General features: G+C 66.5%; 21 protein-coding genes. 13 read left to right on the top strand and 8 right to left on the bottom strand.

Translation table 11 applies throughout. The features are described from left to right. Positions 1-2: 2 nt before the first annotated feature. Complete coding sequence (locus KUV38_RS07785) at positions 3-2,942, top strand: CHAT domain-containing protein (protein ID WP_222469497.1); 2,940 nt, start codon at positions 3-5, stop codon at positions 2,940-2,942. 47 nt (positions 2,943-2,989) lie between these two features. Here the strand turns inward: KUV38_RS07785 and KUV38_RS07780 are convergent, their stop codons facing one another. After that, positions 2,990-4,534 carry an alkaline phosphatase D family protein gene (locus KUV38_RS07780; protein WP_222469496.1) on the bottom strand — a complete coding sequence of 515 codons (1,545 nt, stop codon included), beginning with the start codon at positions 4,532-4,534 and terminating at the stop codon, positions 2,990-2,992. 275 nt (positions 4,535-4,809) lie between these two features. Between KUV38_RS07780 and tig the strand changes: the two genes are divergently transcribed. Further along, positions 4,810-6,135 carry a trigger factor gene (gene tig / locus KUV38_RS07775; protein WP_222469495.1) on the top strand — a complete coding sequence of 442 codons (1,326 nt, stop codon included), beginning with the start codon at positions 4,810-4,812 and terminating at the stop codon, positions 6,133-6,135. Positions 6,136-6,202: 67 nt separating this feature from the next. Next, positions 6,203-7,141, top strand: coding sequence for a hypothetical protein (locus KUV38_RS07770; RefSeq protein ID WP_222469494.1), 939 nt, complete (start codon positions 6,203-6,205; stop codon positions 7,139-7,141). Positions 7,142-7,155: 14 nt separating this feature from the next. On the opposite strand, the gene KUV38_RS07765 is transcribed toward KUV38_RS07770, so the two are convergent. The 3 genes from KUV38_RS07765 to KUV38_RS07755 all read right to left on the bottom strand — a co-directional run bounded on the left by KUV38_RS07765 (position 7,156) and on the right by KUV38_RS07755 (position 10,229). Continuing rightward, on the bottom strand, positions 7,156-7,575 hold the full coding sequence (locus KUV38_RS07765) for a PACE efflux transporter (protein WP_222469493.1): 420 nt from the start codon (positions 7,573-7,575) through the stop codon (positions 7,156-7,158). Between the two features lie 168 nt (positions 7,576-7,743). Beyond that, entirely contained in the window at positions 7,744-9,693 is a 1,950-nt protein-coding gene (locus KUV38_RS07760; protein WP_222469492.1) for a bifunctional 2',3'-cyclic-nucleotide 2'-phosphodiesterase/3'-nucleotidase, read from the bottom strand. Between the two features lie 62 nt (positions 9,694-9,755). Next, complete coding sequence (locus tag KUV38_RS07755) at positions 9,756-10,229, bottom strand: lytic transglycosylase domain-containing protein (protein WP_222469491.1); 474 nt, start codon at positions 10,227-10,229, stop codon at positions 9,756-9,758. Between the two features lie 154 nt (positions 10,230-10,383). Between KUV38_RS07755 and KUV38_RS07750 the strand changes: the two genes are divergently transcribed. Next, entirely contained in the window at positions 10,384-11,112 is a 729-nt protein-coding gene (locus KUV38_RS07750) for a hypothetical protein (protein ID WP_222469490.1), read from the top strand. A 141-nt stretch (positions 11,113-11,253) separates the two neighbouring features. Here the strand turns inward: KUV38_RS07750 and rplI are convergent, their stop codons facing one another. From rplI to rpsF, 3 genes are read right to left on the bottom strand one after another with little or no spacing between them, the layout of a single operon-like run. Further along, positions 11,254-11,892, bottom strand: a complete 639-nt coding sequence (gene rplI / locus KUV38_RS07745; protein WP_222469489.1) for a 50S ribosomal protein L9 — start codon at positions 11,890-11,892, stop codon at positions 11,254-11,256. Between the two features lie 12 nt (positions 11,893-11,904). Further along, on the bottom strand, positions 11,905-12,132 hold the full coding sequence (gene rpsR, locus KUV38_RS07740) for a 30S ribosomal protein S18 (RefSeq protein WP_036700444.1): 228 nt from the start codon (positions 12,130-12,132) through the stop codon (positions 11,905-11,907). A gap of 29 nt (positions 12,133-12,161) precedes the next feature. Then, entirely contained in the window at positions 12,162-12,515 is a 354-nt protein-coding gene (gene rpsF / locus KUV38_RS07735) for a 30S ribosomal protein S6 (protein WP_140014259.1), read from the bottom strand. Between the two features lie 306 nt (positions 12,516-12,821). Between rpsF and KUV38_RS07730 the strand changes: the two genes are divergently transcribed. Both KUV38_RS07730 and KUV38_RS07725 read left to right on the top strand, forming a co-directional pair. After that, positions 12,822-13,337 (top strand): hypothetical protein, encoded by a 516-nt coding sequence (locus KUV38_RS07730; RefSeq protein ID WP_222469488.1) that lies wholly within the window; start codon positions 12,822-12,824, stop codon positions 13,335-13,337. 160 nt (positions 13,338-13,497) lie between these two features. After that, on the top strand, positions 13,498-14,076 hold the full coding sequence (locus KUV38_RS07725) for a YceI family protein (protein ID WP_222471007.1): 579 nt from the start codon (positions 13,498-13,500) through the stop codon (positions 14,074-14,076). Positions 14,077-14,182: 106 nt separating this feature from the next. Here KUV38_RS07725 and KUV38_RS07720 read toward each other — a convergent pair whose 3' ends face one another. Further along, a complete protein-coding gene (locus tag KUV38_RS07720; RefSeq protein WP_222469487.1) occupies positions 14,183-15,406 on the bottom strand; it encodes a cytochrome b/b6 domain-containing protein in 1,224 nt (407 codons plus the stop codon). 202 nt (positions 15,407-15,608) lie between these two features. Between KUV38_RS07720 and fabD the strand changes: the two genes are divergently transcribed. From fabD to KUV38_RS07685, 7 genes are all read left to right on the top strand, one after another. Next, on the top strand, positions 15,609-16,550 hold the full coding sequence (gene fabD / locus KUV38_RS07715) for an ACP S-malonyltransferase (protein ID WP_222469486.1): 942 nt from the start codon (positions 15,609-15,611) through the stop codon (positions 16,548-16,550). Positions 16,551-16,556: 6 nt separating this feature from the next. Further along, the gene (gene fabG, locus KUV38_RS07710; RefSeq protein WP_222469485.1) at positions 16,557-17,294 is read left to right on the top strand and encodes a 3-oxoacyl-[acyl-carrier-protein] reductase; all 738 of its coding nucleotides are present in this window, start codon (positions 16,557-16,559) and stop codon (positions 17,292-17,294) included. Between the two features lie 189 nt (positions 17,295-17,483). Then, positions 17,484-17,717 (top strand): acyl carrier protein, encoded by a 234-nt coding sequence (locus KUV38_RS07705; RefSeq protein WP_222469484.1) that lies wholly within the window; start codon positions 17,484-17,486, stop codon positions 17,715-17,717. A gap of 187 nt (positions 17,718-17,904) precedes the next feature. Then, complete coding sequence (fabF, locus tag KUV38_RS07700) at positions 17,905-19,182, top strand: beta-ketoacyl-ACP synthase II (protein ID WP_222469483.1); 1,278 nt, start codon at positions 17,905-17,907, stop codon at positions 19,180-19,182. Beyond that, positions 19,182-20,351, top strand: a complete 1,170-nt coding sequence (gene mltG / locus KUV38_RS07695) for an endolytic transglycosylase MltG (protein ID WP_222469482.1) — start codon at positions 19,182-19,184, stop codon at positions 20,349-20,351. Before fabF ends, mltG begins: the two co-directional genes overlap by 1 nt. Positions 20,352-20,465: 114 nt before the next feature. After that, a complete protein-coding gene (locus KUV38_RS07690; RefSeq protein WP_222469481.1) occupies positions 20,466-21,668 on the top strand; it encodes a PAAR domain-containing protein in 1,203 nt (400 codons plus the stop codon). Then, positions 21,665-22,177, top strand: a complete 513-nt coding sequence (locus KUV38_RS07685) for a hypothetical protein (RefSeq protein WP_222469480.1) — start codon at positions 21,665-21,667, stop codon at positions 22,175-22,177. The genes KUV38_RS07690 and KUV38_RS07685 overlap by 4 nt, the downstream gene beginning before the upstream one ends. Positions 22,178-22,238 lie beyond the last annotated feature (61 nt).

Below are 22,238 nucleotides of genomic sequence, written 5' to 3'. Positions count from 1 at the left end.
GATTGGCTGTTTTGACGCGCTTCGGTTTGGCTTTTGGGCTGGCTCTGCTGATCGCGGGCGGGGCGCGGGCGCAGGGCTCGCTCTACGAGGAGCTGGGCGCGGCCTACGGGCAGATCGCGCAGGATGCCAGGGCCGCCGCCGAACAGCTGGGCGGGCTGGTGGCGCGCTATGATGAGGACGGGGTGGATGACCCTTTCCTGCTTTCGGACATCTACCTTGCGCTGGTGCTGGCGCATCACGCAGCAGGGGAAGAGAGCGCGGCGCTGGCGCGGCTGGACGAGGCCGGGGCAAGGCAGCCGATGCTGACCAAGCGCATCCCCGAGAGGGCCTATCTGCGGGGCGAGATCCTTTCGGGCTTCGGGCTCTTCGCGCAGGCCGGGGCATCTTATGGCAATGCGGCGGATTACATGGCGCTTGGCGGCTGGGCGGAGCGGTTTGATACGGCCACGCGGGCGCGGGTGCAGCTGCTCGGGCTGCATGCCGAGGCGCGGGCGGCCTGGGTGGCCGATGAGGGCGCGCGGGTGGCCGAGGCGGAGGCGTTGCTGCCCGCGCTGGCGCCGGTGATCGGGCAGCCGGGCGGGGCGGTGCTGCCGCTTTTACCGCTGAGAATGAAGGAATACCGGGGCGAGCTGCTTGCGGCGCGGGAGGGCTACCTGGCGCAGGCGAAGGGCAGCGAATTGCGCGCCGGGCTGCTGGCCTTGGCGGCGCTTGCGGACTGGCGGCTTGGGCGAAGAGATCTGGCGCGCAAGGAGGCCGAGGCGGCGCTGGCTGATGGCGGGCTGGGGCCGAAGCGGGCGGCGCTCATGGAGGCGGTGATGCTGCTCACCGCCGAGGGCGTGCCGGACATGGCGGCGATGGCCCCGCTGGTCGCCCGTTTCGCGCCGGAGCCGGGGACGGACTATGTGCATGCCGACATGGTGGACCTGCTCGAACTGATGACGATGCTGGTGCAGGTGGTGGCCGCCGCGCCCGAGGGCGAGCGGCCGGAAGTGGCGGCGCTGGAGATCCCCGCGCCGCTGCTCGATTTCGACACCATGTCGCAGGACGGCTACGGGCGGCGGCTGATTGCGGCGCTGCGGCTCGATCTGGCGCGGATGCTGGAGGCGGAGGGCAAGGCGGAGGCGGCGCAGGCGCATTACAGCGCGGTGCGCTTGCAGGTGGATGCGACGCTGGGCGAGTTGGCGGTGGCGCTGGCTGGGCTGTCGCGCGTGGGCGGCGAACGGCCAGAGATTCTCACCAGCTTTGCATACGCCGCCGCGCAGGTGGCGCGGGGGCAGGTGGAGGCGGTGCCGTCACGGATGAGCGCGGAAGCGCGGCGCCAGCAGGAGGCCTATGCCGCGCTCTTCGAGGGTGGGGTCGATGCGATCTACGACCGGATGGAGGCCGACCCGCCGATGGGGCCGATGGGGGCCGCGCATGTGACCGACTTCGTACAGAGCGGACCTTACGTGTTTCCGTGGCGGGAGGCGGATAGCTATGTGCCGCTGGAGGCGGGCCGGTTCTGGGTGGACCGGCTGGAGGAGGCCTTTGGCATGATGCAATCGGCACGGCAGAGCGCGGCGGGCCGGGCGATCGAGGCGATGACGGCGCGGCTGGCGGCAGGGGGCGGCGAGGTGGGCCGGCTGCTGCGGGCGCGAGATGCGGCGCTGGTGCGGCGCGACGCGCTGGTGGCGCGGGGGCCTGCGGGGCAGGCGGAGGTCGCTGCGGTGGATGCCGAGCTGGACAGGATCGAGGCGGCGTTGGCAGAGACCGCGCCAGAGTGGCAGGCCGCCGCTGCGCCGGAGCCGCTGGGGCTGGAGGAGGCGCGAGACCTGCTGGGCGAGGGCGAGGCGCTGCTGGTGCAATTGCAGACGGCGCGGGGCTTTCACGTGTTCATCGTGACGCCCGATGTGGTGGTCTGGCAGCGGAGTGACGTGAGCGCAGGTGAGATTGGCGAGGGTGTGCGGCGGCTCCGGCGCGCGCTGGACCCCTCCGTCCCGCAGAGGGCTGCGGTGGCGCTGAAGGCGGCAGAGGAAGCGCCGGAGGTGTTTGACCGGGCATTGGCGGAGAGGCTGCACGGTGCTGCGCTGGGGGCGGCGGTGGGGTTCGTGCCCGAGGAGACGGTGATCTTTGCGGTGCCGGATGGGGCGTTTCAGGCCTTGCCGCTCGGGGTGCTCTTGGCCTCGCCTGCGGGCGAGGGGGACGGCTGGGGCGAGATGGATTGGGCGATCCGCCACCACGCTTTTGCCACGCTGCCGCTGCCTGCCTCGCTCCGGGCGCTGAGGGACGGGGCCGGGGCGAGCGCGGGGGAACTGGCGTTTTTGGGTCTCGCGGACCCGGCTTTTGGGGCCGCGCAGGCCGGGCTGAGCCTGCCGCGCCTGCCGGAGACGGTGGGCGAGGTGGAGGCGCTGAACGGCGCGGTGGCGGGCGGCGCGGGACGGCTGGTGACGGGTGCAGCGGTGCAGGAGGCGGCGCTGGGGGCGGAGATACCGCTGGGCGCGGCGCGGGTGGTTGCCTTTGCCACCCACGGGTTGCTGGGCGGCGAGGCGGCGGGGCTGACCGAACCTGCGCTGGCGCTGGCCGCGCCGGAGGGCGGGGGCGACGGGCTGCTCTCGGCCAGTGAAATCGCGCTGCTGGAACTGGATGCCGACTGGGTGTTGCTCTCGGCCTGCAACACGGCGCTGGGGCCGGGTGGCGAGGGGGCAGAGGGGCTCTCGGGGCTTGCGCGGGCGTTCCTTTATGCTGGCGCACGGCGGCTGCTGGTGAGCCATTGGGCGGTGGACTCGCTGGCGACGGTGGAGCTGACGACAGGGATGTTCGACGCGATGGCGGAGGCAGAGCCGGGGCCGGCGGCGGGGGCGCGGGCGCTGAGGGCGGCGATGTTGGGGATGATCGATGAGCCTGCCCGCCCGCGCTATGCGCATCCGGCGGCATGGGCGCCGTTTGTGACTGTGGGCGGCTAGGAGGGGCGGGAGGGGCCTTGGGAAAGGCCGCTCCCCTTGGTGCTTGTTCAGGCGTGCTCGGGGTCCAGCGTGGTGGCCCAGAGCTCGGTGTTGGCGCGGTCCATCAGGCGGACGGTGAGCTGCTCTGTCGCGCCGTCGATCTCGACGAGACCGAAGAATTGCAGCCCGGCGGAGGGCGGCAGGTTGGCCTGACCGGCCTCGGGGGCCTTCACGTAGCGGACCTCGGGGCCGAAGGTCATATCCAGATCGTTCGGGCCGAAGGTGCCGGCGTGGATCGGGCCGGAGACGAACTCCCAGAAGGGGGCGAAATCCTGAAACTGGGCGCGGTCGGGCGAGTAGTGGTGGGCGGCGGTGTAATGCACGTCGGCGGTGAGCCAGACGGTGTTTTTGATCTCGGCCGCCTTGATGAAGCGCAACAGCCCGGCGATCTCAAGCTCGCGGCCCTTGGCGGGGCCGTTGTCGCCGTTGGCGACTGCCTCGGCGCCGCCGCCGACGACGAGGCCGATGGGCATGTCGGAGGCGATGACCTTCCACGTGGCGCGGCTGTTCGTCAGCTCACGCTTGAGCCACGCCATTTGTTCGGCGCCGAGGATGCGGCTCTCGTCGGTCAGCTCCTCCTGCATGTTGTCGGAGTTCGGGCCGCGATAGCTGCGCAGATCGAGGAAGAAGATGTCGAGCATCGGGCCGTAGCTGATCTTGCGATAGACGCGGCCCGGCTCGGCGGGGGTGTAGCGGATCGGGGCCATCTCGTGGAAGGCCTGTGCGGCGCGGGCGGCGAGGACGTGGATGTTCTTTTCCGAGTAGCGCTCGTCTTCCATGATCGAGCGGGAGGAGGACCAGTTGTTGATCACCTCGTGGTCATCCCACTGGAAGAAGGTGGGCACCTCGGCGTTGAGGGCCAGCACGTGCTCGTCCATCATGTTGTAGAGCCACTGGCCGCGATACTCGTCGAGGGTTTCGGCGACCTTGCGCTTGGCATCGGTGTTGACCGTGTTGCGCCAGATCACGGTGCCGCTTTCGTCGGTCACCTCATCTTCCAGCGGGCCGTCGGCATAGATGGTGTCGCCGGAGTGCAGGAAGAAGTCGGGCTGGTGGGAGGCCATTGTGCGGTAGCAGGCCATGCCCTCCTCGTCGATGCCCCAGCCCTGACCGGCGGTGTCGCCGGACCATGCGAACTTGACCGAGCGGCGCGAGCCGGGGGCAGTGCGAAAGCGGCCCACGAGCGGCTCGGAGGTGGCGTTGACATCAGAGAGGTCCATCGCGGTGAAACGGTAGAAGATGTCCTGGTCGGAGGGCAGGCCATCCACCAGACGTTTGATCGCCATGTCGGAGCCGGGCAGGGCGTTCATCGGGGCGAGCTGGCGGGCGTTGGAGAAGCTCTCGGTGGTGGCGACCTCCATCATCACCTTGGCGGGACGGTCGGTGCGGGTCCAGATCATGCCGGAGGACGCATCGACATCGCCGGACTGCACGCCGTGGGTGAAGACCGGGCGCGATTGGGCGCGCGAGATGGCGGGCATGGCGAGGGTGGTGGCGAGGGCGGAGCCGCCGATGAGAAGGTTGCGGCGGGAAAGGCCTTTGAGTTGGGTCATGTCTGTCCTCTTGCGGGCGTGAATGTGCTGGCTGGCGCGCGCCGGGCGCGGTGCGGGCAAGCTCTGCCGGGCGGGTGACAGGCGCGTTACTCCGGGCTCACAGTTTCATGACGATGCCCGCTTTGGGCGGATGGGCGCCGGGCGCGGCCGGGCGGGCAAGCGGCGCCCGCGTGAATCGCCTTGCAACCCTGCCCTTGGCCACCTAAAAGGCGCCTGATTTATCACCCCCTCGGCACCGAGGGGGTTGCGGTGCTTATACGAAGAAGGAAGCAGGAATGCAGGTCACCGAGACCCAGAACGAAGGCCTCAAGCGCGGCTACGAGATCACCATTCCGGCCGGTGAGCTGGACGAGAAGGTGAGCGGCAAGCTGGAAGAAGCCCGCCCTGACATCGAGATGAAGGGTTTCCGCAAGGGCAAGGTGCCGATGGCCCTGCTGAAAAAGCAGTTCGGCCCGCGCCTGTTGGGCGAAGCCATGCAGGAAGCCATCGACGGCGCCATGGCCAAGCACTTTGAAGACAGCGGCGACCGCCCGGCGATGCAGCCCGAGGTCAAGATGACCAACGACGACTGGAAAGAGGGCGACGATGTTGTCGTCTCCATGTCTTACGAGGCGCTGCCGGAGATCCCTGAGGTGGACCTCAAGCAGGTGAAACTCGAAAAGCTCGTGGTGAAGGCCGACGATGCCGCCGTGACCGAGGCGCTGGAAGGGCTGGCCGAGCAGGCCAAGACCTTCGAGACCAAGAAGAGCGCGGCCAAGGACGGTGACCAGGTGGTCATGGACTTCCTCGGAAAGGTCGATGGCGAAGCTTTCGAGGGCGGCGCTGCGGAAGACTTTCCCCTGGTGCTCGGCTCGGGCCAGTTCATCCCCGGCTTCGAAGAGCAGCTGGTTGGCGTGAAGGCCGGTGACGAGAAGAACGTGGAAGTGAGCTTCCCCGAGGAGTACCAGGCCGAACATCTGGCCGGGAAGGCCGCTGTCTTCGAGTGCAAGATCAAGGAAGTGAAGAAGCCGGCCAAGGCCAAGCTCGACGACGAGCTGGCCAAGCAGTTCGGTGCCGAGGATCTCGAGGCGCTGAAGGGCCAGATCACCGAGCGTCTGGAAGCCGAATATGCCGGTGCCTCGCGCGCTGTCATGAAGCGTGGCCTGCTGGACGAGCTGGACAAGCTGGTGAGCTTCGAGCTGCCGCCGACCCTGCTGGACGCCGAGGCCGGCCAGATTGCCCACCAGCTGTGGCATGAGGACAACCCCGAGGTGGAAGGCCACGATCACCCCGAGATCGAGACCACCGAAGAGCACAAGACTCTTGCCGCGCGGCGCGTGCGCCTTGGCCTTCTGCTCGCCGAGATGGGCCAGAAGAACAGCATCGAGGTGTCTGACGCCGAGATGACCCAAGCGATCATGGCGCAGGCCCGGCAATACCCCGGCCAAGAGCGCGAGTTCTTCGAGTTCGTGAAGAACAACGCCCAGGTGCAGCAGCAGATGCGCGCCCCGCTGTTCGAGGACAAGGTCGTGGACTACATCTTCGAGCTGGCCGATGTGAGCGAGAAGGAAGTCAGCAAGGACGAGCTGAAAGAGGCCGTGGACAAGCTCGAAGACGAGTGAGTTTTACCTTGCATGGAATTGGAAAGGGCCGCCCACTGGGGCGGCCCTTTTGCTTTGGGAGCGGTGGATGGACTTCTTTGAGCGGCTGACCGGCTTCGTGGAGCGCGGGCCGGAGCGTGTGCGGGAGAACCTCGTGGCGGAGGGGGGCGTTCTGCGCAGCCGGGTGAACGGGCGGGTGATGCGGCCGGGCGTGTTGGAGCGGGTGACGAGTGCCGGGCTGGGGCCGGTGCCGGAGCGGGGGGCATCGCGGTTTTCACAGGTGGTGGAGGATGCGCAGGCGCTGCATCTGGCGCACCCCGGCGCGCTGTTTCAGGTGGCCTCGCAGTTCAACCTGCTGGAGATGATAGGGCCGGATGTGACGCCTGCGATGGGGATCACCCGATATGCAGGCGACCCGACACAGGGGCCGGCCTGCGCGATTGCCTGCGCGGCGGGCACGATCTGGCGGAACTACTTTGCGGAGCATGATGGCTATGTCGGGCAATGCGAGCGGCAAATCGATTGCCTTGCGCCGCTTGGGCAGGCTCTGGGCAATGAGTGGGGCACGCTCTGGGAGATGCGCAACGGCTATGCCCTGCCGCACCCCGGTGGGCTAGAGGAGGTGCAGGAGAAGCTACTGGGCCGGTTTGACGACTATCGCGGTTTGTTGGAGGTGGGCCTGCAGCGGGGCACCGAGGTGACGCTAGAGGGCGGCGGGCATGAGGTGCATCAGGTCTATTGCTCGGCCCTGCCGGTGGCCTACGGCGGCGAGGGAGAATGGCAGCTCTTCGCCCGGCTGGTGCTTGAAGAGGCCTACGAGATCACGCTGGGGCTGGCCGCACGGCTGGAGGTGCCGGTGTTTTTGACGCTGCTGGGCGGCGGCGCCTTTGGCAACGATAAGTGGTGGATATTGGAGGCGATGGGCCGGGCGATGCGAATGTATCGGAACGCCGGGCTGGACGTACGGGTGGTGAGCTACCGGGCGGAGGATGGCGAGGTGGCGGGGCTGATCGAGAGTTTGGGGTAGCGGGCGCCAGTGGGTCAGGCGGGCCTGCGGGGCGGGTCGATCAGGTCGTAGAGCCAATTGAAGATGAAGGCGTAGACCAGATAGAAGAACGCGAAGGCGATATCCATCTGCAGCGCCTGCCAGAGCGACACCCCGAGATACCATGCGATGAAGGGCAAGAGCGCCAGCAGGAGGCCCGCCTCGAAGAGCAGCGCGTGCAGGATGCGAAGCGGCATGCTTTTGGCCGTGTGGCCTTGCAGGCGCTGCAGCGCGTGGTCGAATCCGAGGTTGTAGAGGTAGTTCCAGACCGTCGCCAGCGTGGCGCCGACCACTGCGACAACGCCGCCTTCGCCCATGTCGACGCCGAAGAGCAGTGAGAAGGCGGGGATAACGATGGCGAGGCCGATCAGCTCGAAGCTGAGGGCGTGGATGATACGGGATCTGGTGCTGCGCATGGGGTGGCCCTTTCGATATCTGCGGGCCGTCCCGAATGCGTGGCTTGGTGGCCGGAGGTCGTCCTCCTTGATGGCCATCACCTATGCCATCTGGCCGGGAATGCAAGCGCCCGCGCTTGGGCGGCGCGGGCGCTGTGTTTGGAGGCGGGCAGGGTCTGCCCGGATGGGTCAGAGCGTGATGCGGAAGGCGGCGAAGCCGTCTGCGCCGTCGCCGGCCGGTTCGATGGTGACGCCTTCGACCGAGGCCGCGTAATCGGCGGCCTTGGGGCCGGTCTCGAAGATCACGGTGGTGCCGTCGAGGGGGGCGAAGGTCCAGTTGGCATCGGCGGCGGGAGAGATCTCGCCCTTGTCGACGATGTAGCGCACGATCACGTCGCGGTTGGTGTCTGGGCCTTCGAAGATCACGGTGGAGCCATCGGCACCGGGGAAGCTGCCGCCGCCGGAGGCGCGGTAGTTGTTGGTGGCGACGACGAACTTTTGCTCGGGATCAATGGAGGCGCCATTGAACTGAAGGTTCACGATGCGGCTCGCCTCGGGGTTCAGTGGCTCGCCCTTGGGGCCGTACTTCGACGGCTGGGACAGGTCGATCTGGTAGGTGACGCCATCCATGATGTCGAAGTTGTAGGAGGGGAAATCGGGGTTGAGCAGCACGGCATCCTGGCTGCCCGGCTCGATCTGGTTGAACATGCCCGCCGAGCGCTCGAGCCAGTCCTTGACCGTGGCGCCGTCGATCAGCACGGCGCGGACGGTGTTGGGGTAGAGGTAGAGGTCGGCCACGTTCTTGATGGCGACGGCGCCGGGGGCGACATCGGTGTAATACTCGGGGCCGCCACGGCCACCGGCCTTGAAGGGGGCGGCGGCGGAGAGGATGGGCAGGCCCTCCCACTCGGTGCCCTGCATCATCTGCTCGATATACCAGGTCTGGGCGTTGCTCACGATCTGGACCGAGGGATCGTCGGCCACGAGGGCGAAATAGCTGTGGAGCGGGACGGCGGTGGTGCCGACGGCGCGGCGGACGTATTCGAGCGTGGCCTCGTGCTCGGCCTTCACGCTCTCCAGCACGGCGGCGTCATCTTCCACCAGCGCGGTAATCGAGCGGTCTTCGTTGCGCTGGGAGATTGGCCGGGCCTCGGAGCTGTGGCCGGTGACGCGCCAGCTTGAGCCGTCTTTTTCAAGCATCAGGTCGATGAGGCCGAGGTGGCTGCCCCAGAAACCGGCCATCGCGGCGGGTTTGCCGTGGATGGTGCCGGCCTCGGCATCGACGGCGGCAAAGTCGGCGTAGTTAGAGGAAGGGAAGACGAGGTGGCTGTGGCCGGTGAGGATACAGTCGATCCCGTCGACGGTGGCAAGGGGGACGGAGGCGTTTTCCATCATCTCGGTCTCATCCGCCGAGCCGATGCCGGAGTGGGAGAGGGCGATGACGATGTCGGCGCCTTTTTCCTTCATCTCGGGCACGAGGGCGCGGGCTGTGGCGACGATGTCGCGGGCCTCGACGTTGCCTTCAAGATGCTTGCGATCCCAGTTCATCACTTGCGGCGGCACGAAGCCGATGATGCCGATCTTGATCGGGTGGGCCTCGCCCGCGCCATCGGTGATCTCGCGGTCGAGAATGACGTAGGGCTCCAGCAGGGTCTCGCTGCTGCCGGGCTTCACGATGTTGGCGCAGACCACCGGGAAGCCGGAGCCGGCGAGGGCCTTGGTGAGGAACTCGAGGCCGTAATTGAACTCGTGGTTGCCCAGCGTGCTGGCCTCGATGCCGACGGTGTTCATGGCGGTGATGACAGGGTGGCTGTCACCCTCCTTCATGCCGCGCTCATAGGCGATGTAATCGCCCATCGGGTTGCCCTGCAGGAAGTCGCCGTTGTCGAGCAACAGGGAGTTGGTGGCTTCGGCGCGGATCTCGTTCACGATGGAGGCGGTGCGGGAGAGGCCCAGCGTGTCGACCTCGCGGTCGGCGTAATAGTCGTAGGGGTAGACGTGAACGTGCAGGTCGGTGGTTTCCATCACCCGGAGGTGGGCCTGACCGGCGGCGGCGCGCAGCGAAAAGGGGTGCAGCGCGATGAGGCTGCCTGCGGCGGTGGAGGCGAGAAAGCTGCGGCGGGACAGGGTGATGGTCATGGGGGCGGTCCTCTCTGTTGTGCGTTGTCGCCGGTGTGCCCCGGCCTTGTAACGCGGGTGTGTCAGGTTCTGAGACCTGTTTCGTATAGCAGGCCGAGGCGCTTGGCCTCGTAGTAATAGCCGCGGGCATACCAGCCGATCGCTTCGTCGATATCGCCGCCGGAGACGAGCCAGGCGCCCTTGAGGTACTTGCCCGCGTATTTCAGGTTGGTCTCGGCATCGAGCAATTCGGAGGGCGGGCCGCGGTGGCCCATCGTGCGCGCGGTTTGCGGCAGCACCTGCATCAGCCCGTAATAGGGACCGTTGCGGGCCTTGGGGTTGTGGGTGCTCTCGCGGATGCAGACCCGGTGGATCAGCTCGCGGGGGATGTCGTGGATCGCCGCGTATTTGTTGATCAGCGCTCGCAGTTCCGGCGTTTCCTGCGGGTAGAGCGGCGGGTCGAATGCCTCACGGCTGGCAGGTTCGGGGCTGCCCCCGCCGCAGGCGGCGAGCGGCAGGGCGGCGAGGCAGGCGATAAAGGCGCGGCGAGTCGTCATCCGGCGAGGGTGGCAGGATGGCGGAGGCTTGGCGAGAGGCAGCGGGGCGACAGGGGGGATATTTGCCGATCCGGACGGGGCCGATGCCGCATTTCTGCCCCAATTCGAATGCTGGGATGGCTCAACAAACGACTCGCATAAGAGGAGCAGGCATATGGGGCAGCACGGCACGGTTGAGGGGTTCTTCCGCGATAATCCGGAGGACAGCGGTGCGTGCCTTGCTGAGTGGCTGGTCGGTCAGAGCCAAGAGGTTTGGGCCCATGTTATCCGCGGATTGGAGGGGCAGGGGCACACGCCGGAAGGCCGGGCGTTGGAGTGGATGGTGGGCCGCCGTGAGTTGGACCGCTCCAACGCGGTGCGGCTTTTCTGGAGCCTGTTCGACTCGGAGGTCTGGATGGGCACCCGCGAGGATGCGCGGCTGGCGGCGGCGATGGAGCGGCTGGTGGAGCGGTTCGAGGCCGGGTTTTACACGGTGCAGGCGCTCGAGATTACGCGGGCGGAGGCCTTTTGCTTTCGGCACCGGCTGCGCCGTGTGGTGCGCCGGGCCCGGCACGAGGGGTGGCAGGAGGGCGCGGCGGTGTGTTCGGTACCCGAGGCCTTTGTGCGGCCGATGAAGGGGCTGCCAGTGGCGGAACAGCCCGGCTTGCACCCCTCGCGGAGCCTGACCGGAGAGGCGCGGCGGGTGGCGGAGGCGTTGGGCGCAGGGCTGCTGGCTGCAGGGCGCGGGGTGATGGCCGCGCGGAGGCGAGAGGCGTGGCGCGGCTGGTGCAAGCTGCGGACGCTTCAGGGCTTTGGCGTGGCCATGCTGGCCGCGATGGGCGCCGGGAGTTGGATGTTTCTGACGCAGGATATGCGGCAGATGCTGGCGATGGTGGGGTATTGAGTTTCAGGCCCGGAGCGTCTGGCTTTTGGGGCAGATTGCTCACCTTATACGGAAATTGACCGCAGTCATTTACAGGAAGCTGCTAAGAAAAAGGCCGCCCCGGATGGAGCGGCCTTTCTGCGTTTCTTACCTGTAGAAAACTCAGTTGTTTTCTTCGTCGTCGCCTTCGGCCTCTTCCACCGCTTCGGCAGCGGGGGAGGGCTCGTCACCAAAGTCTTCGTTGGCGGCCTGACCGATATCGTCGAAGAGTTCGGAAATTTCGAACTCGGCAGCGGCTTCTTCCTCGGCGGCGAGTTCCTGGATGGACTTGCCGGAGGCCTGAAGCTCGGCCTCTTCTTCAGAGCGGGCCACGTTGAGCGTGATGGAGACTTCCACCTCGGGGTGGAGCACCACGTGCACGGTGTGCAGGCCAAGCTCCTTGATCGGCGCGGCGAGCGCGACCTGACGCTTGTCGACCGTGTACCCGGCGGCGGTGGCGGCATCGGCAGCGTCACGCGGGGTGACGGAGCCGTAGAGCGAACCGGCGTCGGAGGCGGAGCGAATCACGATGAAGGTCTCGCCGTCGAGCTTGGCGCCGAGAGCGTCGGCCTCTTTCTTGGTCTCGAGGTTGCGGGCCTCGAGCTGGGCCTTCTCGTTTTCAAAGCGGGCGATGTTGTCTTCGTTGGCACGCAGCGCCTTGCCCTGCGGGAGCAGGTAGTTGCGGGCGTAGCCTTCTTTGACGTTCACCACTTCGCCCATCTGGCCGAGCTTGGCGACGCGTTCGAGCAGGATGATTTCCATGTCGGTCTCTCCTTACTTCACGGCGTAGGGCAGCAGGGCGAGGAAGCGGGCGCGCTTGATGGCGCGGGCCAGTTCACGCTGCTTCTTGGCCGAGACTGCGGTGATGCGGGAGGGCACGATCTTGCCGCGCTCGGAGATGTAGCGCTGAAGCAAACGGGTGTCCTTGTAGTCGATGGCGGGCGCGTTCTCACCGGAGAACGGGCAGACCTTGCGACGGCGGAAAAACGGTTTGGTAGCCATAGCTTACTGTCCTTTTCTCAGGTTGAGGATCAACGGCGCTCGCGGCGCGGCTCGCGCTCGTCACGCTTTTGCATCTGCACGGAGGGGCCCTCGGCGTGCTCGTCGACCTTGATGGTCAGGACGCGCATCACATCGTCATGCAGACGCATCAGGCGCTCCATTTCCTGCACGGCGGGCGCGGGGGCCTCGGTGCGCAGGAAGGCGTAGTGCCCCTTGCGGTTCTTGTTGATCTTGTAGGCCATGGTCTTCACGCCCCAGTACTCGTGTTCGACGACCTTGCCGCCGTTGTCACCGAGGACGGAGGAGAAGTGTTCGATCAGGCCTTCGGCCTGGGCGCCGGAGAGATCCTGGCGCGAAATGAAGACATGCTCGTAGAGCGGCATGCGGCAGTTCCTTTTGTTTCGAGCGGGCTTCAAAGCCGGGCCGTTGCACTCTTCGCGGCCCGGGCACGAGTGGCTCCGCTGTGGATAGGTTTGCGAAGAGATGGGGCCTTTTACACGAGCGCAGGCAGGTTGCAAGCCTTGTGGGCGGTGCGGGGGCGGGGCGGGGCTGTTGCGCAAAGGACTCGGGGTGAGGGGAATGCGGCGCGGCCGGTGAGATTCTGTCTTAATTTCGTCGGGTTAGGCGGCAAGATGGGTGCAAACGGGCGGAAAGCCCGAAGCAGCTATAACACAGAGGCAGGCAGAGCGATGGCGTCGATCGAGATGCATTCGACACGCGAGGGATTGCGGATCACCGAACGGCTCGGGGGCTATGTGCTCTCGGAAGATGGCGAGATTGCCGCCGGGCAGCCGATGGGCCGCCTGTTGGGCGTGAGCCTGATCGTGGCCGGACTGGGCCTCTTGGCGGTGCCGATGGCGGTTGGGCTGCTGACAAAGCTGGTGATCGGCGTGGTGCTGATCATCGCGGGCGGCATCATTGCCGTGCGGGCAAGCCGCGCTCCGCGGATGGAGCTGGATGTGGACCTCGAGAAACGCCTGCTGCGGCGCCGGAGGCTGACCGCCTCGGGGCAGGCGCAGCTTGTAGCGCAGTGGAGCTTCGACTCGATCTCGGGGATCGACGTGGAGGACGATGCAGGGCGCGGTGCTCTTTTTGTGCAGTCCGCCGGGCGGAAAGGGGCGGTTCTGCGGGGCGCGCCGGACGCGCTGCGGGAAGCTGCGCGGCGGATCGGCAGTGATCTGTTGCGGGGGCGTCAGGCGGGCTGAGGACGCTCACGTCGAGGGCGGTCACAAGACACAAATTCGTTACATGATGCACAGTCTGCGCGGGATGCCACAGGCTCTGTGCGGTGATGCGCGTTGCCTTCTGCGCTGCGGCATCAGATGTGTCTGGGGAGAGATACACTCCTGAAAGGACACCAACGTGTTGAAATCCCACTTCCTTGGCGCTGCTGTCGCCGTTGCCACCACCGCCCCGCTCTTTGCCGAGACCGAAAAATACGCGCTGGACGCCAGCCACAGCCAGATCGTCTTCACATACGACCACTTCGGCTTCTCGACCACGACCTCCATGTTCTCCGGTTTTGACGGCGAAATCATGTGGGACAAGGAAGACCCGGCAGCCTCCAGCGTGACCGTGAGCTTCCCTGAAGCCAGCCTGATCACCGGCTGGGACGAGCGCACCGAGCACTTCATGAGCGGTGACTTCTTTGGTGCGGATGCGGGCGAGGACGTGAGCTTTGCCTCCACCGGGATCGAAGTGACCGGCGAGGATACCGCGCTGATCACTGGCGATCTGACGATCAACGGCGTGACCAAGGAAGTCGTGCTGGATGCCAAGCTGAACGGCCAGACCGACAGCCACCCGATGGCCGGTGTGCCGTGGGCGGGCTTCAGCGCCACCACCACGCTGGTGCGCAGCGACTTCAACCTCGGCGCCTTCGCCCCGATGGTGAGCGATGAGGTTGCCGTTGAGATCTCGATCGAGGCCGGCAAGGCCGAGTGATCCCGCGGGATTGAATGCGAAGGGCCGCCGGAGTGATCCGGCGGCCCTTTTTTGTTTGGTAGGGCAAGGTGCGCCCCGCGCGTGGTTTGGTGCGACGGGCGCCGCCTTACCGGGTGGCAGTGATCTCGATGGAGATCTCGACGGGGAAGGCGAGGGAGCCTTCATCTGTCATGCTGTCACCGACGTGGAAGGTGCGGCGGTCGAGCGTGGTGGTGCCCGAGGCGGTGGCGGTGTCGCCCTCGATGGTGAGGGTGAAGGGGAGCGCCACGGAGGCGGCGTGGCCTTTGATCGTGAGGGTGCCATCGACGGTGAGGGTGCCATCCTCGGCCTCGACGATGGGGCCGGAGTAGGTGGCGGTGGGGTGCTGGGCGCTGTCGAAGTAGTCCGGCCCTTGGGCCTGGGCGGCGACGGAGCCGAGGGCGAGGGTGGCGATATCTATGGTGACATCGGCCTGGCCCTTTTGCGGGCCGGGGGCCTCGGGGTCATAGGCGATGGTGGCGGTGAAGTCGGGGAAGCTGCCCGAGACGGCGCTGCCCATCTGGGTGATAGAAAGGCCGATGGTGCCGGATTGGACGGTCCAGATCGGGCCTTCGGCGGGGCTTTCGGCTGCTGCGGGCGCCTCGGTTGAGACCTCTGCGGCGGCAACGGGTGCCTGGCTCTGCTCTTCGCCGGTGACGAAGGGGAAGACCAGGGCGGCGGCGAGAACGGCGGTGGCGAGCAGGGCGGGCAGGGCGCCGTGGGGCTTGCCCTCGGGCGGGGTCGGCGGTGTTTTGCGGCTGAACCACATGCGGGCGAGGGTGCCATCCCGGTCGATGACCGTGTGCTTGAGGGCGCCCGCGATGTGGAGGCCGATCGCGCCGAGAATGACCCATGTGAGCGCCACATGCATATGGGCGAAGGCGACGGCGAGGGGCACGTCTTTGGGGATGAAGGGGAGGTCTTGGCCGAAGGGCCAGAGGATGGGGGCGTAGCCCTCGGAGGCGGCGTGCTCGATCCAGCCGGTGATCGGCAGGGCGATGATGGAACCGTAGAGCAGCCAATGGATGGTGGAGGCCGCGAGGCTCTCGACCCGGTTCTCACCAAGGTGGCGCGGGTGGGGCTGGGTCAGGGTCCAGCCGATGCGGGCCAGCGCGATGATGAAGAGCGCGACGCCAAGGGTCTTGTGCAGGGAGAACAGGAGCCACTTGGTATCGAAGGCCTCCTGCGTATCGTAGGGCCACGAGTTGGCGAACCATCCCAGCGGCCAGAGGGCGAGGACGAGGAGGGCGGTGATCCAGTGGAAGCTCTTGGCGATGGTGCCGTAGCTGGAGGAAGTATTGGCGAGGGGCATCAGGTGTCTCCGGTTGTTGGGCGCGAAGATACGCATGTGCGGAGCCGGAGAGTAGGGGCCGGATGTGAGGGCCGGTTGTGCGCGCAGGCACAGAATAAACCGTCGACCCGGCGCGTAAGTGCTCTGGCGCAGGAGATGGGGGCCATGCTTGTCGTGCGGGGCGCGACAGGCTAGGACGGGCCAAACAACCATGGAGGGGGCGATGAGGGCGTTCGTATTTCCCGGTCAGGGCGCGCAGGTGATCGGCATGGGCAAGGCGCTGGCCGAAGCCTACCCGGCATCGGCAGCTGTTTTCGAAGAGGTGGACGAGGCGCTGGGAGAGAAGCTCTCGGCGCTGATCTGGGAAGGTGAAGCGGAGGAGTTGACGCTCACCGCCAATGCCCAGCCGGCGCTGATGGCGACTTCGATGGCCGCGATGCGGGCGCTGGAAGCCGAAGGCGTGGAGGTGACGGCGGCGAAGTATGTGGCCGGGCACAGCCTTGGCGAATATTCGGCGCTCTGCGCGGCGGGCTGCCTGACACTGGCCGACACGGCCCGGCTGCTGCGCACGCGCGGCAAGGCGATGCAGGCGGCGGTGCCGGTGGGCGAGGGCGCGATGGCCGCGATCCTCGGGCTGGACTTTGACGCGGTGGAAGCGGTGGCGAAGGATGCCAGCGAGAACGGCGTTTGCCAGGCGGCGAATGACAACGACCCGTCGCAGGTGGTGATCTCGGGCACCAAGGCCTGCGTTGAGGCGGCCTGCGAGATCGCCAAGGAGCGGGGTGCGAAGCGGGCGATGCTGCTGCCGGTTTCGGCGCCGTTCCACAGTGAACTGATGGGGCCTGCCGCAGAGGTCATGGCGCGGGCGCTTGCCGAGGTGGACATGGTGAACCCCAAGGTGCCGCTGGTGACCAACGTGTTGGCCCATGCCACGAGCAACCCGACGACGATCCGCTCGCTGCTGGTGGAGCAGGTGACGGGCCGGGTACGCTGGCGCGAATCCGTGCAGTTCATGGCCCATGAGGGTGTGACGGAGATCTGGGAGATCGGCGCGGGCAAGGCGCTCAGCGGCATGATCCGCCGGATCGACAAGGAAGTGGCGACCCGCGCTGTGGGAACGCCCGATGAGGTAACGGCGGCGGTCGAGTCGCTGAACGAGGAGTAGGCAGGAATGTTTGATCTGACAGGGAAATGCGCCCTTGTAACGGGCGCATCGGGCGGTATTGGCGGCGAGATCGCCAAGGCGCTCCATACGGCGGGCGCGACGGTGGGCCTGAGCGGCACCCGCGAGGAGCCGCTGAAGGCGCTGGCCGCCGAGCTGGGTGAGCGGGCGCATGTGCTGCCGTGCAACCTCGGCGATGCGGATGCGGTGAACGCGCTGCCCAAGCAGGCGATCGAGGCGATGGGCGGGCTGGATATTCTGGTCAACAACGCTGGTGTGACCCGTGACAACATCTTCATGCGGATGAGCGAGGAAGAGTGGGCGCAAGTGATCGAGGTCAACCTCACCGCCGCCTTCCGCCTGTGCAAAGGCGTGCTGCGGGGCATGATGAAGAACCGCTGGGGCCGGATCATCAACGTGTCTTCGGTCGTGGGCGCCACCGGCAACCCGGGGCAGGGCAACTATGCCGCCTCCAAGGCCGGGCTTGTCGGCATGAGCAAGAGCCTTGCCTATGAGGTGGCCAGCCGGAACATCACGGTGAACTGCATCGCGCCGGGGTTCATCACCACTGCCATGACCGACAAGCTCAACGATGAGCAGAAAGGCGCGATCATGGGGCAGATCCCGGCGGGCCGGATGGGCGATGCGGCGGAAATCGCCGCGGCTGCGCTATATCTTGCCAGTAACGAGGCTGGTTACACTACAGGAACCACCTTGCACGTGAACGGCGGGATGGCCATGATCTGACCCGGAGGGGGCCATTTGGCGCCTCTGGGAAAGCGTTTGCGTCCGCCTGAAACCATGTTATAGGCGGCGCACATTTCGAGCGGCCGGGGGCGAATAGCGCTTGGCAGGCAGGGCCTAGGTGGGGCTTCCACCCGGGGCAAGGGACACCGGAAGGGCGCAAAGGCCCGGAAACACTGACGGAGAAATTTCATGAGCGATATCGCTGATCGGGTCAAAAAGATCGTTGTCGAGCACCTGAGCGTTGAAGAAGCCAAGGTGACCGAGAACGCCTCGTTCATCGACGACCTGGGCGCGGACAGCCTCGACACCGTCGAGCTGGTCATGGCCTTTGAAGAAGAGTTCGGCATCGAGATCCCCGATGACGCCGCCGAGACCATCCAGACCTTCGGCGATGCGGTGAAGTTCATCTCTGAAGCCGCCTGATCCACCAAGGATCGGCAGCAAGCACGAATGCGGCGCCTCCGGGCGCCGTTTTTCATTTTTGGGGGCGTGTTCATCCGCGGGCGGGATGCCGCGCGGCAGCATTGATCGTGCCTTGCCGCGCCACCACATTACCGTGTAATTGAACCGACCGAGAAGACCGAGAACACCAAGAATGGGGGCCGAGCAGATGGCAGACAGCACGCGGCGTGTCGTGATTACCGGGCTGGGGATGGTTACGCCTCTGGCCTGCGGCGTGGAAGAGACCTGGAGCCGGATTTTGGCGGGCAAGTCGGGGGCGGGGACGATCACCCGCTTCGACGCGAGCCATCTGGCCACCACCTATGCCTGCGAGATCCCGATGGGGGACGGCTCGGACGGCACCTTCAATGCTGATGACTGGATGGAGCCGAAGGACCGCCGGAAGGTGGATGACTTCATTCTCTACGGTGTGGCCGCCGCGATGCAGGCGGTGGAAGATGCGGGCTGGACGCCCGAGGGTGAGGAAGACCGGCTGCGGACCGGTGTGATGATCGGCTCCGGTATCGGCGGGCTGAACTCCATCGCCGATACCGCCGTGCTCCTGAAGGAGCGGGGCCCACGCCGGGTCAGCCCGTTCTTCATCCCCGGTGCACTGATCAACCTCGTCAGCGGGCAGGTGAGCATCAAATACGGCTTCAAAGGGCCGAACCATGCGGTGGTGACCGCCTGTTCGACGGGCGCCCATGCGATTGGGGACGCCGCGCGGCTGATCCAGTGGGGCGATGCCGATGTGATGGTGGCGGGCGGCACGGAATCGCCGATCAGCGAGATCGGGATTGCCGGGTTCAACGCCTGCAAGGCGCTCTCCACCAAGCGGGGCGATGCGCCCGAAACCGCCAGCCGCCCCTATGACGAAGACCGCGACGGCTTCGTGATGGGCGAGGGCGCGGGTGTTGTGGTGCTGGAGGAGTACGAGCACGCCAAGGCGCGGGGCGCGAAGATTTATGCCGAGGTGATCGGCTACGGCCTCTCGGGCGATGCCTATCACATCACCGCGCCGAGCGAGGATGGCGAGGGCGGCTACCGCGCGATGGAAGCGGCAATCAAGCGGGCCGGGATCAGCCCCGAGGATATCGACTACATCAACGCGCATGGCACCTCGACGATGGCCGACACCATCGAACTTGGCGCTGTGGAGCGGATGATGGGAGATGCGGCGGCGAGCAAAGCCACCATGTCTTCAACCAAATCCGCCATTGGCCACCTGCTGGGCGCGGCCGGCTCGGTTGAGGCGATCTTTGCGACGCTGGCGATCCGCGATCAGGTGGCGCCGCCGACGATCAACCTCGACAACCCGGCGGTGCAGCCCAAGCTGAACCTCGCGGCCAATGCCAAGCATGAGCGCGAGATCGATGTGGCGCTCTCCAACAGCTTTGGATTCGGCGGCACGAACGCCTGCCTGATCCTGCGGAAAGTCTCTGACTGATGTGGCGTGCATTGGCCTCCAACGGCCTTACGGTGATCATCGTCCTGATGATCTCTCTCGCCGTGGGCGTGACGTGGGCGCAGAAGCAATACACCGGTGAAGGGCCGCTGGCCGAGGCGATCTGCCTTCAAGTGCGGTCTGGCTCAAACATGGGCGTGGTCAGCGACGAGCTGGTTGAGCGCGGCGCTGTCAGCAATGGCATGATCTTCCGGATGGGTGCGGAATACACCGACCGGACGCAGTTGCTGAAAGCAGGCTCCTTTTTGGTGCCGCCCGGTGCCTCGATGCAGGAGATTGTCGACAGCATCACCACGGCGGGCCGCAGCACCTGTGGCACCGAGGTGAACTACCGGATCGGCGTGCTCCGTGCCGAACTGGTGATGCGCGAGCTGGACCCGGCCACGCAGGAATATGTGGAGGTCGCCAAATACGACCCCGCCGCAGAGGAGGCCCCGGCAGAATATGTAGAGGGCACCGGCGGTTCGGATGTGCGCTTTCGGGTGACGCTGGCCGAGGGCGTGACCAGCTGGCAGGTGGTCGAGAGCCTGAAGGCTTCGGGCTTCCTCGAAGGCGAGGTGGAGGTGCCCGCGGAGGGCAGCCTTGCGCCCGATAGTTACGAGGTGCGCGAGGGGTCAGAGGTGGCCACGCTGATCGAGCGGATGCAGTCGGCGCAGCAGTCGATCCTTGCCGAGGCTTGGGCCGAGCGCGCAGAGGGTCTGCCCTATGACAGCCCCGAGGAGGCGCTGGTCATGGCCTCTATCGTGGAGAAGGAAACCGGCGTGGCCGAGGAGCGCGGACAGGTGGCCAGCGTTTTCGTCAACCGGCTTGAGGTGGGCATGAAGCTGCAAACCGACCCGACGGTGATTTATGGCGTGACGCAGGGCCGGGGCTCACTTGGCCGCGGGCTGCGGCAGAGCGAGCTGCGGGCGCGGACCGATTACAACACCTATGTGATCGACGGCCTTCCGCCGACGCCGATTGCCAACCCCGGGCGCCTCAGCATCGAGGCGGCGCTGAACCCCGAGACCACGCCTTACCTGTTCTTCGTGGCCGATGGCACCGGTGGCCATGCCTTTGCCGAGACGCTGGAAGAGCATAACGAGAACGTGGCGCGCTGGCGCGAGATCGAGGCCGAGCGGGCCGCGAGCGAGCCGGAAGGCAACAACTGACCGGGCCTCGGGCCGCACAGTGCAGAGATTTGCGAGACGATCTTCGGGCGGTGACCTTGACAGGGCGCCGCCCGATGCTTTGATGAGGTGCATTGCACTTACGGATTTATTCTGATGTCTCAACCAGCCGCCCGGATCACGGATACGCATGTCTGCTCGATGTGCCCTGTGCCGCCCGGCCTTCCGATCATCCCGCCCTGCGCGATTACGGTTCTGACCGGCAACCTGCCGCAAGCCCGCTTGGGCGACCTTTGTGCCTGCATCGGCCCGCCGCCCGCTGCGATAGATGCCATCGTGTTCGGCTCGCCGACGGTGCTGGTGATGAACCAGCCTGCCGCGCGCATGGGCGACCCGACCGCCAAGGGCGGCGTCATCACCAAGGGCCAACCCAACGTGCTCATCGGTCTTGCCGGGGCAGGTGGCGCTGGTGGCGGCGCAGGGGCGATGCCGGGGATGAACCCGAGGCCGGTGTGCGTGACGCTCGCTGCCGAGTTGGCCGAGAACCAGACCGCGCAGGATATGGCGGCGATGTCGGCGGCGGCATACCTCGACGGTGAGGGCGGCGACCTGCCCGCCAACACCCGCCGCGCCACGCAGGCCGATCTGGAGGCGCTTGGCCTGCATGATGGCACCAATGACCTCACCGCGATGCCGGACAGCGACTTCAACGCCGATGTCTTCGTGCACACCAACCCGGTGACGGGCGAAGAGAGCTACACCGTGGCCTTTGAGGGCACCACGCCGACCTCGACCGGGGATTGGGGCGCCAACCTTGGCCAGGGCGCGGGCATGCAGACCGAGTACTACCGCCGCGCCAACGAGATCGGGCGCACCGCGAGCGCGGCCCAACCGGGCAAGGTGCGCTACACCGGCCACTCGCTGGGCGGGGGCATGGCCAGCGCGGCAGCGACGGCCTCGGGCGATCCGGCCTATACGTTCAACGCGGCCGGCCTGCATGAGAATACCATGGAAGGCGGCGACCCGAATGCACCCGTGGAGGCCTACTACCTTCGCACCGATCCGCTCAATGCCGCGCAGGACCATAGCTGGAGCCCGATGCCACAGGCCTTCGGCAACCGCCGCGAGATGGAGCCGACCGAGATCTGGTCCGCCAGTGACAGGGTGCCGCGCGAGATGGCGAACCCGGACAACTACGTGCCGGACTTCGTGGAGCAGCCTGCTCTGGATGCCAAGCGGGCGGCGCAGGAAAAGGCCAACCAGCAGCTGCGCTTTCACTCCATCGAGGAGATGCAGCGCTCGCTTGAGGCACAGGAACAGCAGATCCGTCAGGATCAGCAGGACAATGGCTGCACATGAACCGGCGCGGCTGGGCCTTGGGGGCGGCGCTCGCCCTCGCGGTACTCGGCGGCGGCATGTGGGCGGCCCTGCGCTCCGGCGCATTTGAGACTGGAGGGGCGATGAGCACCGTCGATATCGAAGAGAAGGGGCCGGATGGCCTGCCGATCATCCACTGGTGGGTGGAGCGCGAGGAGTTCGCGAAGATCGAGGCGCTGCTCGAGGCGGGCGGCGACATCGAGGCGCCGGGCTTCCAGTCTGCCACGCCCTTGCTGAAGGCCGCCGTGGCCGACAGCTGGCCGATGGCGCTGTTTCTGATCGAGCGCGGGGCGTTCATCGGCGCGGTGGACCGGCGCGGCATGACCATGCCGTGGTTGGCGGCGACGAGTCGGGTGAAAGAAGGAAACCCGGATTTTGAAGCGCTGGAAAAGGTGCGCGCCATTCTGAACGAGCGGGGGATGCTCGGGCAGTACTACGAGCCCAACGATGTGAAGAAGCGGATCGCCGAGGGGAATTGGCCCCCGAAATGAAGGGCTTGCGCGCCGCGCGCTGAGGTGCGGTGGGTCGAGGGTTAAGAAAACCCTAACGAAA

It is taken from the genome of Vannielia litorea (assembly GCF_019801175.1).
In the GTDB taxonomy this organism is placed as follows: domain Bacteria; phylum Pseudomonadota; class Alphaproteobacteria; order Rhodobacterales; family Rhodobacteraceae; genus Vannielia; species Vannielia litorea_B.
Note: the sequence above shows the minus strand (reverse complement) of the source record. Positions and strands in the feature narration are given on the sequence as shown.

What these genes read in the sequence shown, in the direction of transcription:
- rpsR (WP_036700444.1), bottom strand. Translation starts at nt 12,132, where the DNA reads ATGGCTACCAAACCGTTTTTCCGCCGTCGCAAGGTCTGCCCGTTCTCC.
- KUV38_RS07765 (WP_222469493.1), bottom strand. Translation starts at nt 7,575, where the DNA reads ATGCGCAGCACCAGATCCCGTATCATCCACGCCCTCAGCTTCGAGCTG.
- KUV38_RS07750 (WP_222469490.1), top strand. Translation starts at nt 10,384, where the DNA reads ATGGGGCAGCACGGCACGGTTGAGGGGTTCTTCCGCGATAATCCGGAG.
- fabD (WP_222469486.1), top strand. Translation starts at nt 15,609, where the DNA reads ATGAGGGCGTTCGTATTTCCCGGTCAGGGCGCGCAGGTGATCGGCATG.
- tig (WP_222469495.1), top strand. Translation starts at nt 4,810, where the DNA reads ATGCAGGTCACCGAGACCCAGAACGAAGGCCTCAAGCGCGGCTACGAG.
- KUV38_RS07730 (WP_222469488.1), top strand. Translation starts at nt 12,822, where the DNA reads ATGGCGTCGATCGAGATGCATTCGACACGCGAGGGATTGCGGATCACC.
- fabG (WP_222469485.1), top strand. Translation starts at nt 16,557, where the DNA reads ATGTTTGATCTGACAGGGAAATGCGCCCTTGTAACGGGCGCATCGGGC.
- KUV38_RS07760 (WP_222469492.1), bottom strand. Translation starts at nt 9,693, where the DNA reads ATGACCATCACCCTGTCCCGCCGCAGCTTTCTCGCCTCCACCGCCGCA.
- KUV38_RS07690 (WP_222469481.1), top strand. Translation starts at nt 20,466, where the DNA reads ATGTCTCAACCAGCCGCCCGGATCACGGATACGCATGTCTGCTCGATG.
- KUV38_RS07720 (WP_222469487.1), bottom strand. Translation starts at nt 15,406, where the DNA reads ATGCCCCTCGCCAATACTTCCTCCAGCTACGGCACCATCGCCAAGAGC.
- KUV38_RS07755 (WP_222469491.1), bottom strand. Translation starts at nt 10,229, where the DNA reads ATGACGACTCGCCGCGCCTTTATCGCCTGCCTCGCCGCCCTGCCGCTC.
- KUV38_RS07705 (WP_222469484.1), top strand. Translation starts at nt 17,484, where the DNA reads ATGAGCGATATCGCTGATCGGGTCAAAAAGATCGTTGTCGAGCACCTG.
- KUV38_RS07770 (WP_222469494.1), top strand. Translation starts at nt 6,203, where the DNA reads ATGGACTTCTTTGAGCGGCTGACCGGCTTCGTGGAGCGCGGGCCGGAG.
- rpsF (WP_140014259.1), bottom strand. Translation starts at nt 12,515, where the DNA reads ATGCCGCTCTACGAGCATGTCTTCATTTCGCGCCAGGATCTCTCCGGC.
- KUV38_RS07780 (WP_222469496.1), bottom strand. Translation starts at nt 4,534, where the DNA reads ATGACCCAACTCAAAGGCCTTTCCCGCCGCAACCTTCTCATCGGCGGC.
- fabF (WP_222469483.1), top strand. Translation starts at nt 17,905, where the DNA reads ATGGCAGACAGCACGCGGCGTGTCGTGATTACCGGGCTGGGGATGGTT.
- mltG (WP_222469482.1), top strand. Translation starts at nt 19,182, where the DNA reads ATGTGGCGTGCATTGGCCTCCAACGGCCTTACGGTGATCATCGTCCTG.
- KUV38_RS07685 (WP_222469480.1), top strand. Translation starts at nt 21,665, where the DNA reads ATGAACCGGCGCGGCTGGGCCTTGGGGGCGGCGCTCGCCCTCGCGGTA.
- rplI (WP_222469489.1), bottom strand. Translation starts at nt 11,892, where the DNA reads ATGGAAATCATCCTGCTCGAACGCGTCGCCAAGCTCGGCCAGATGGGC.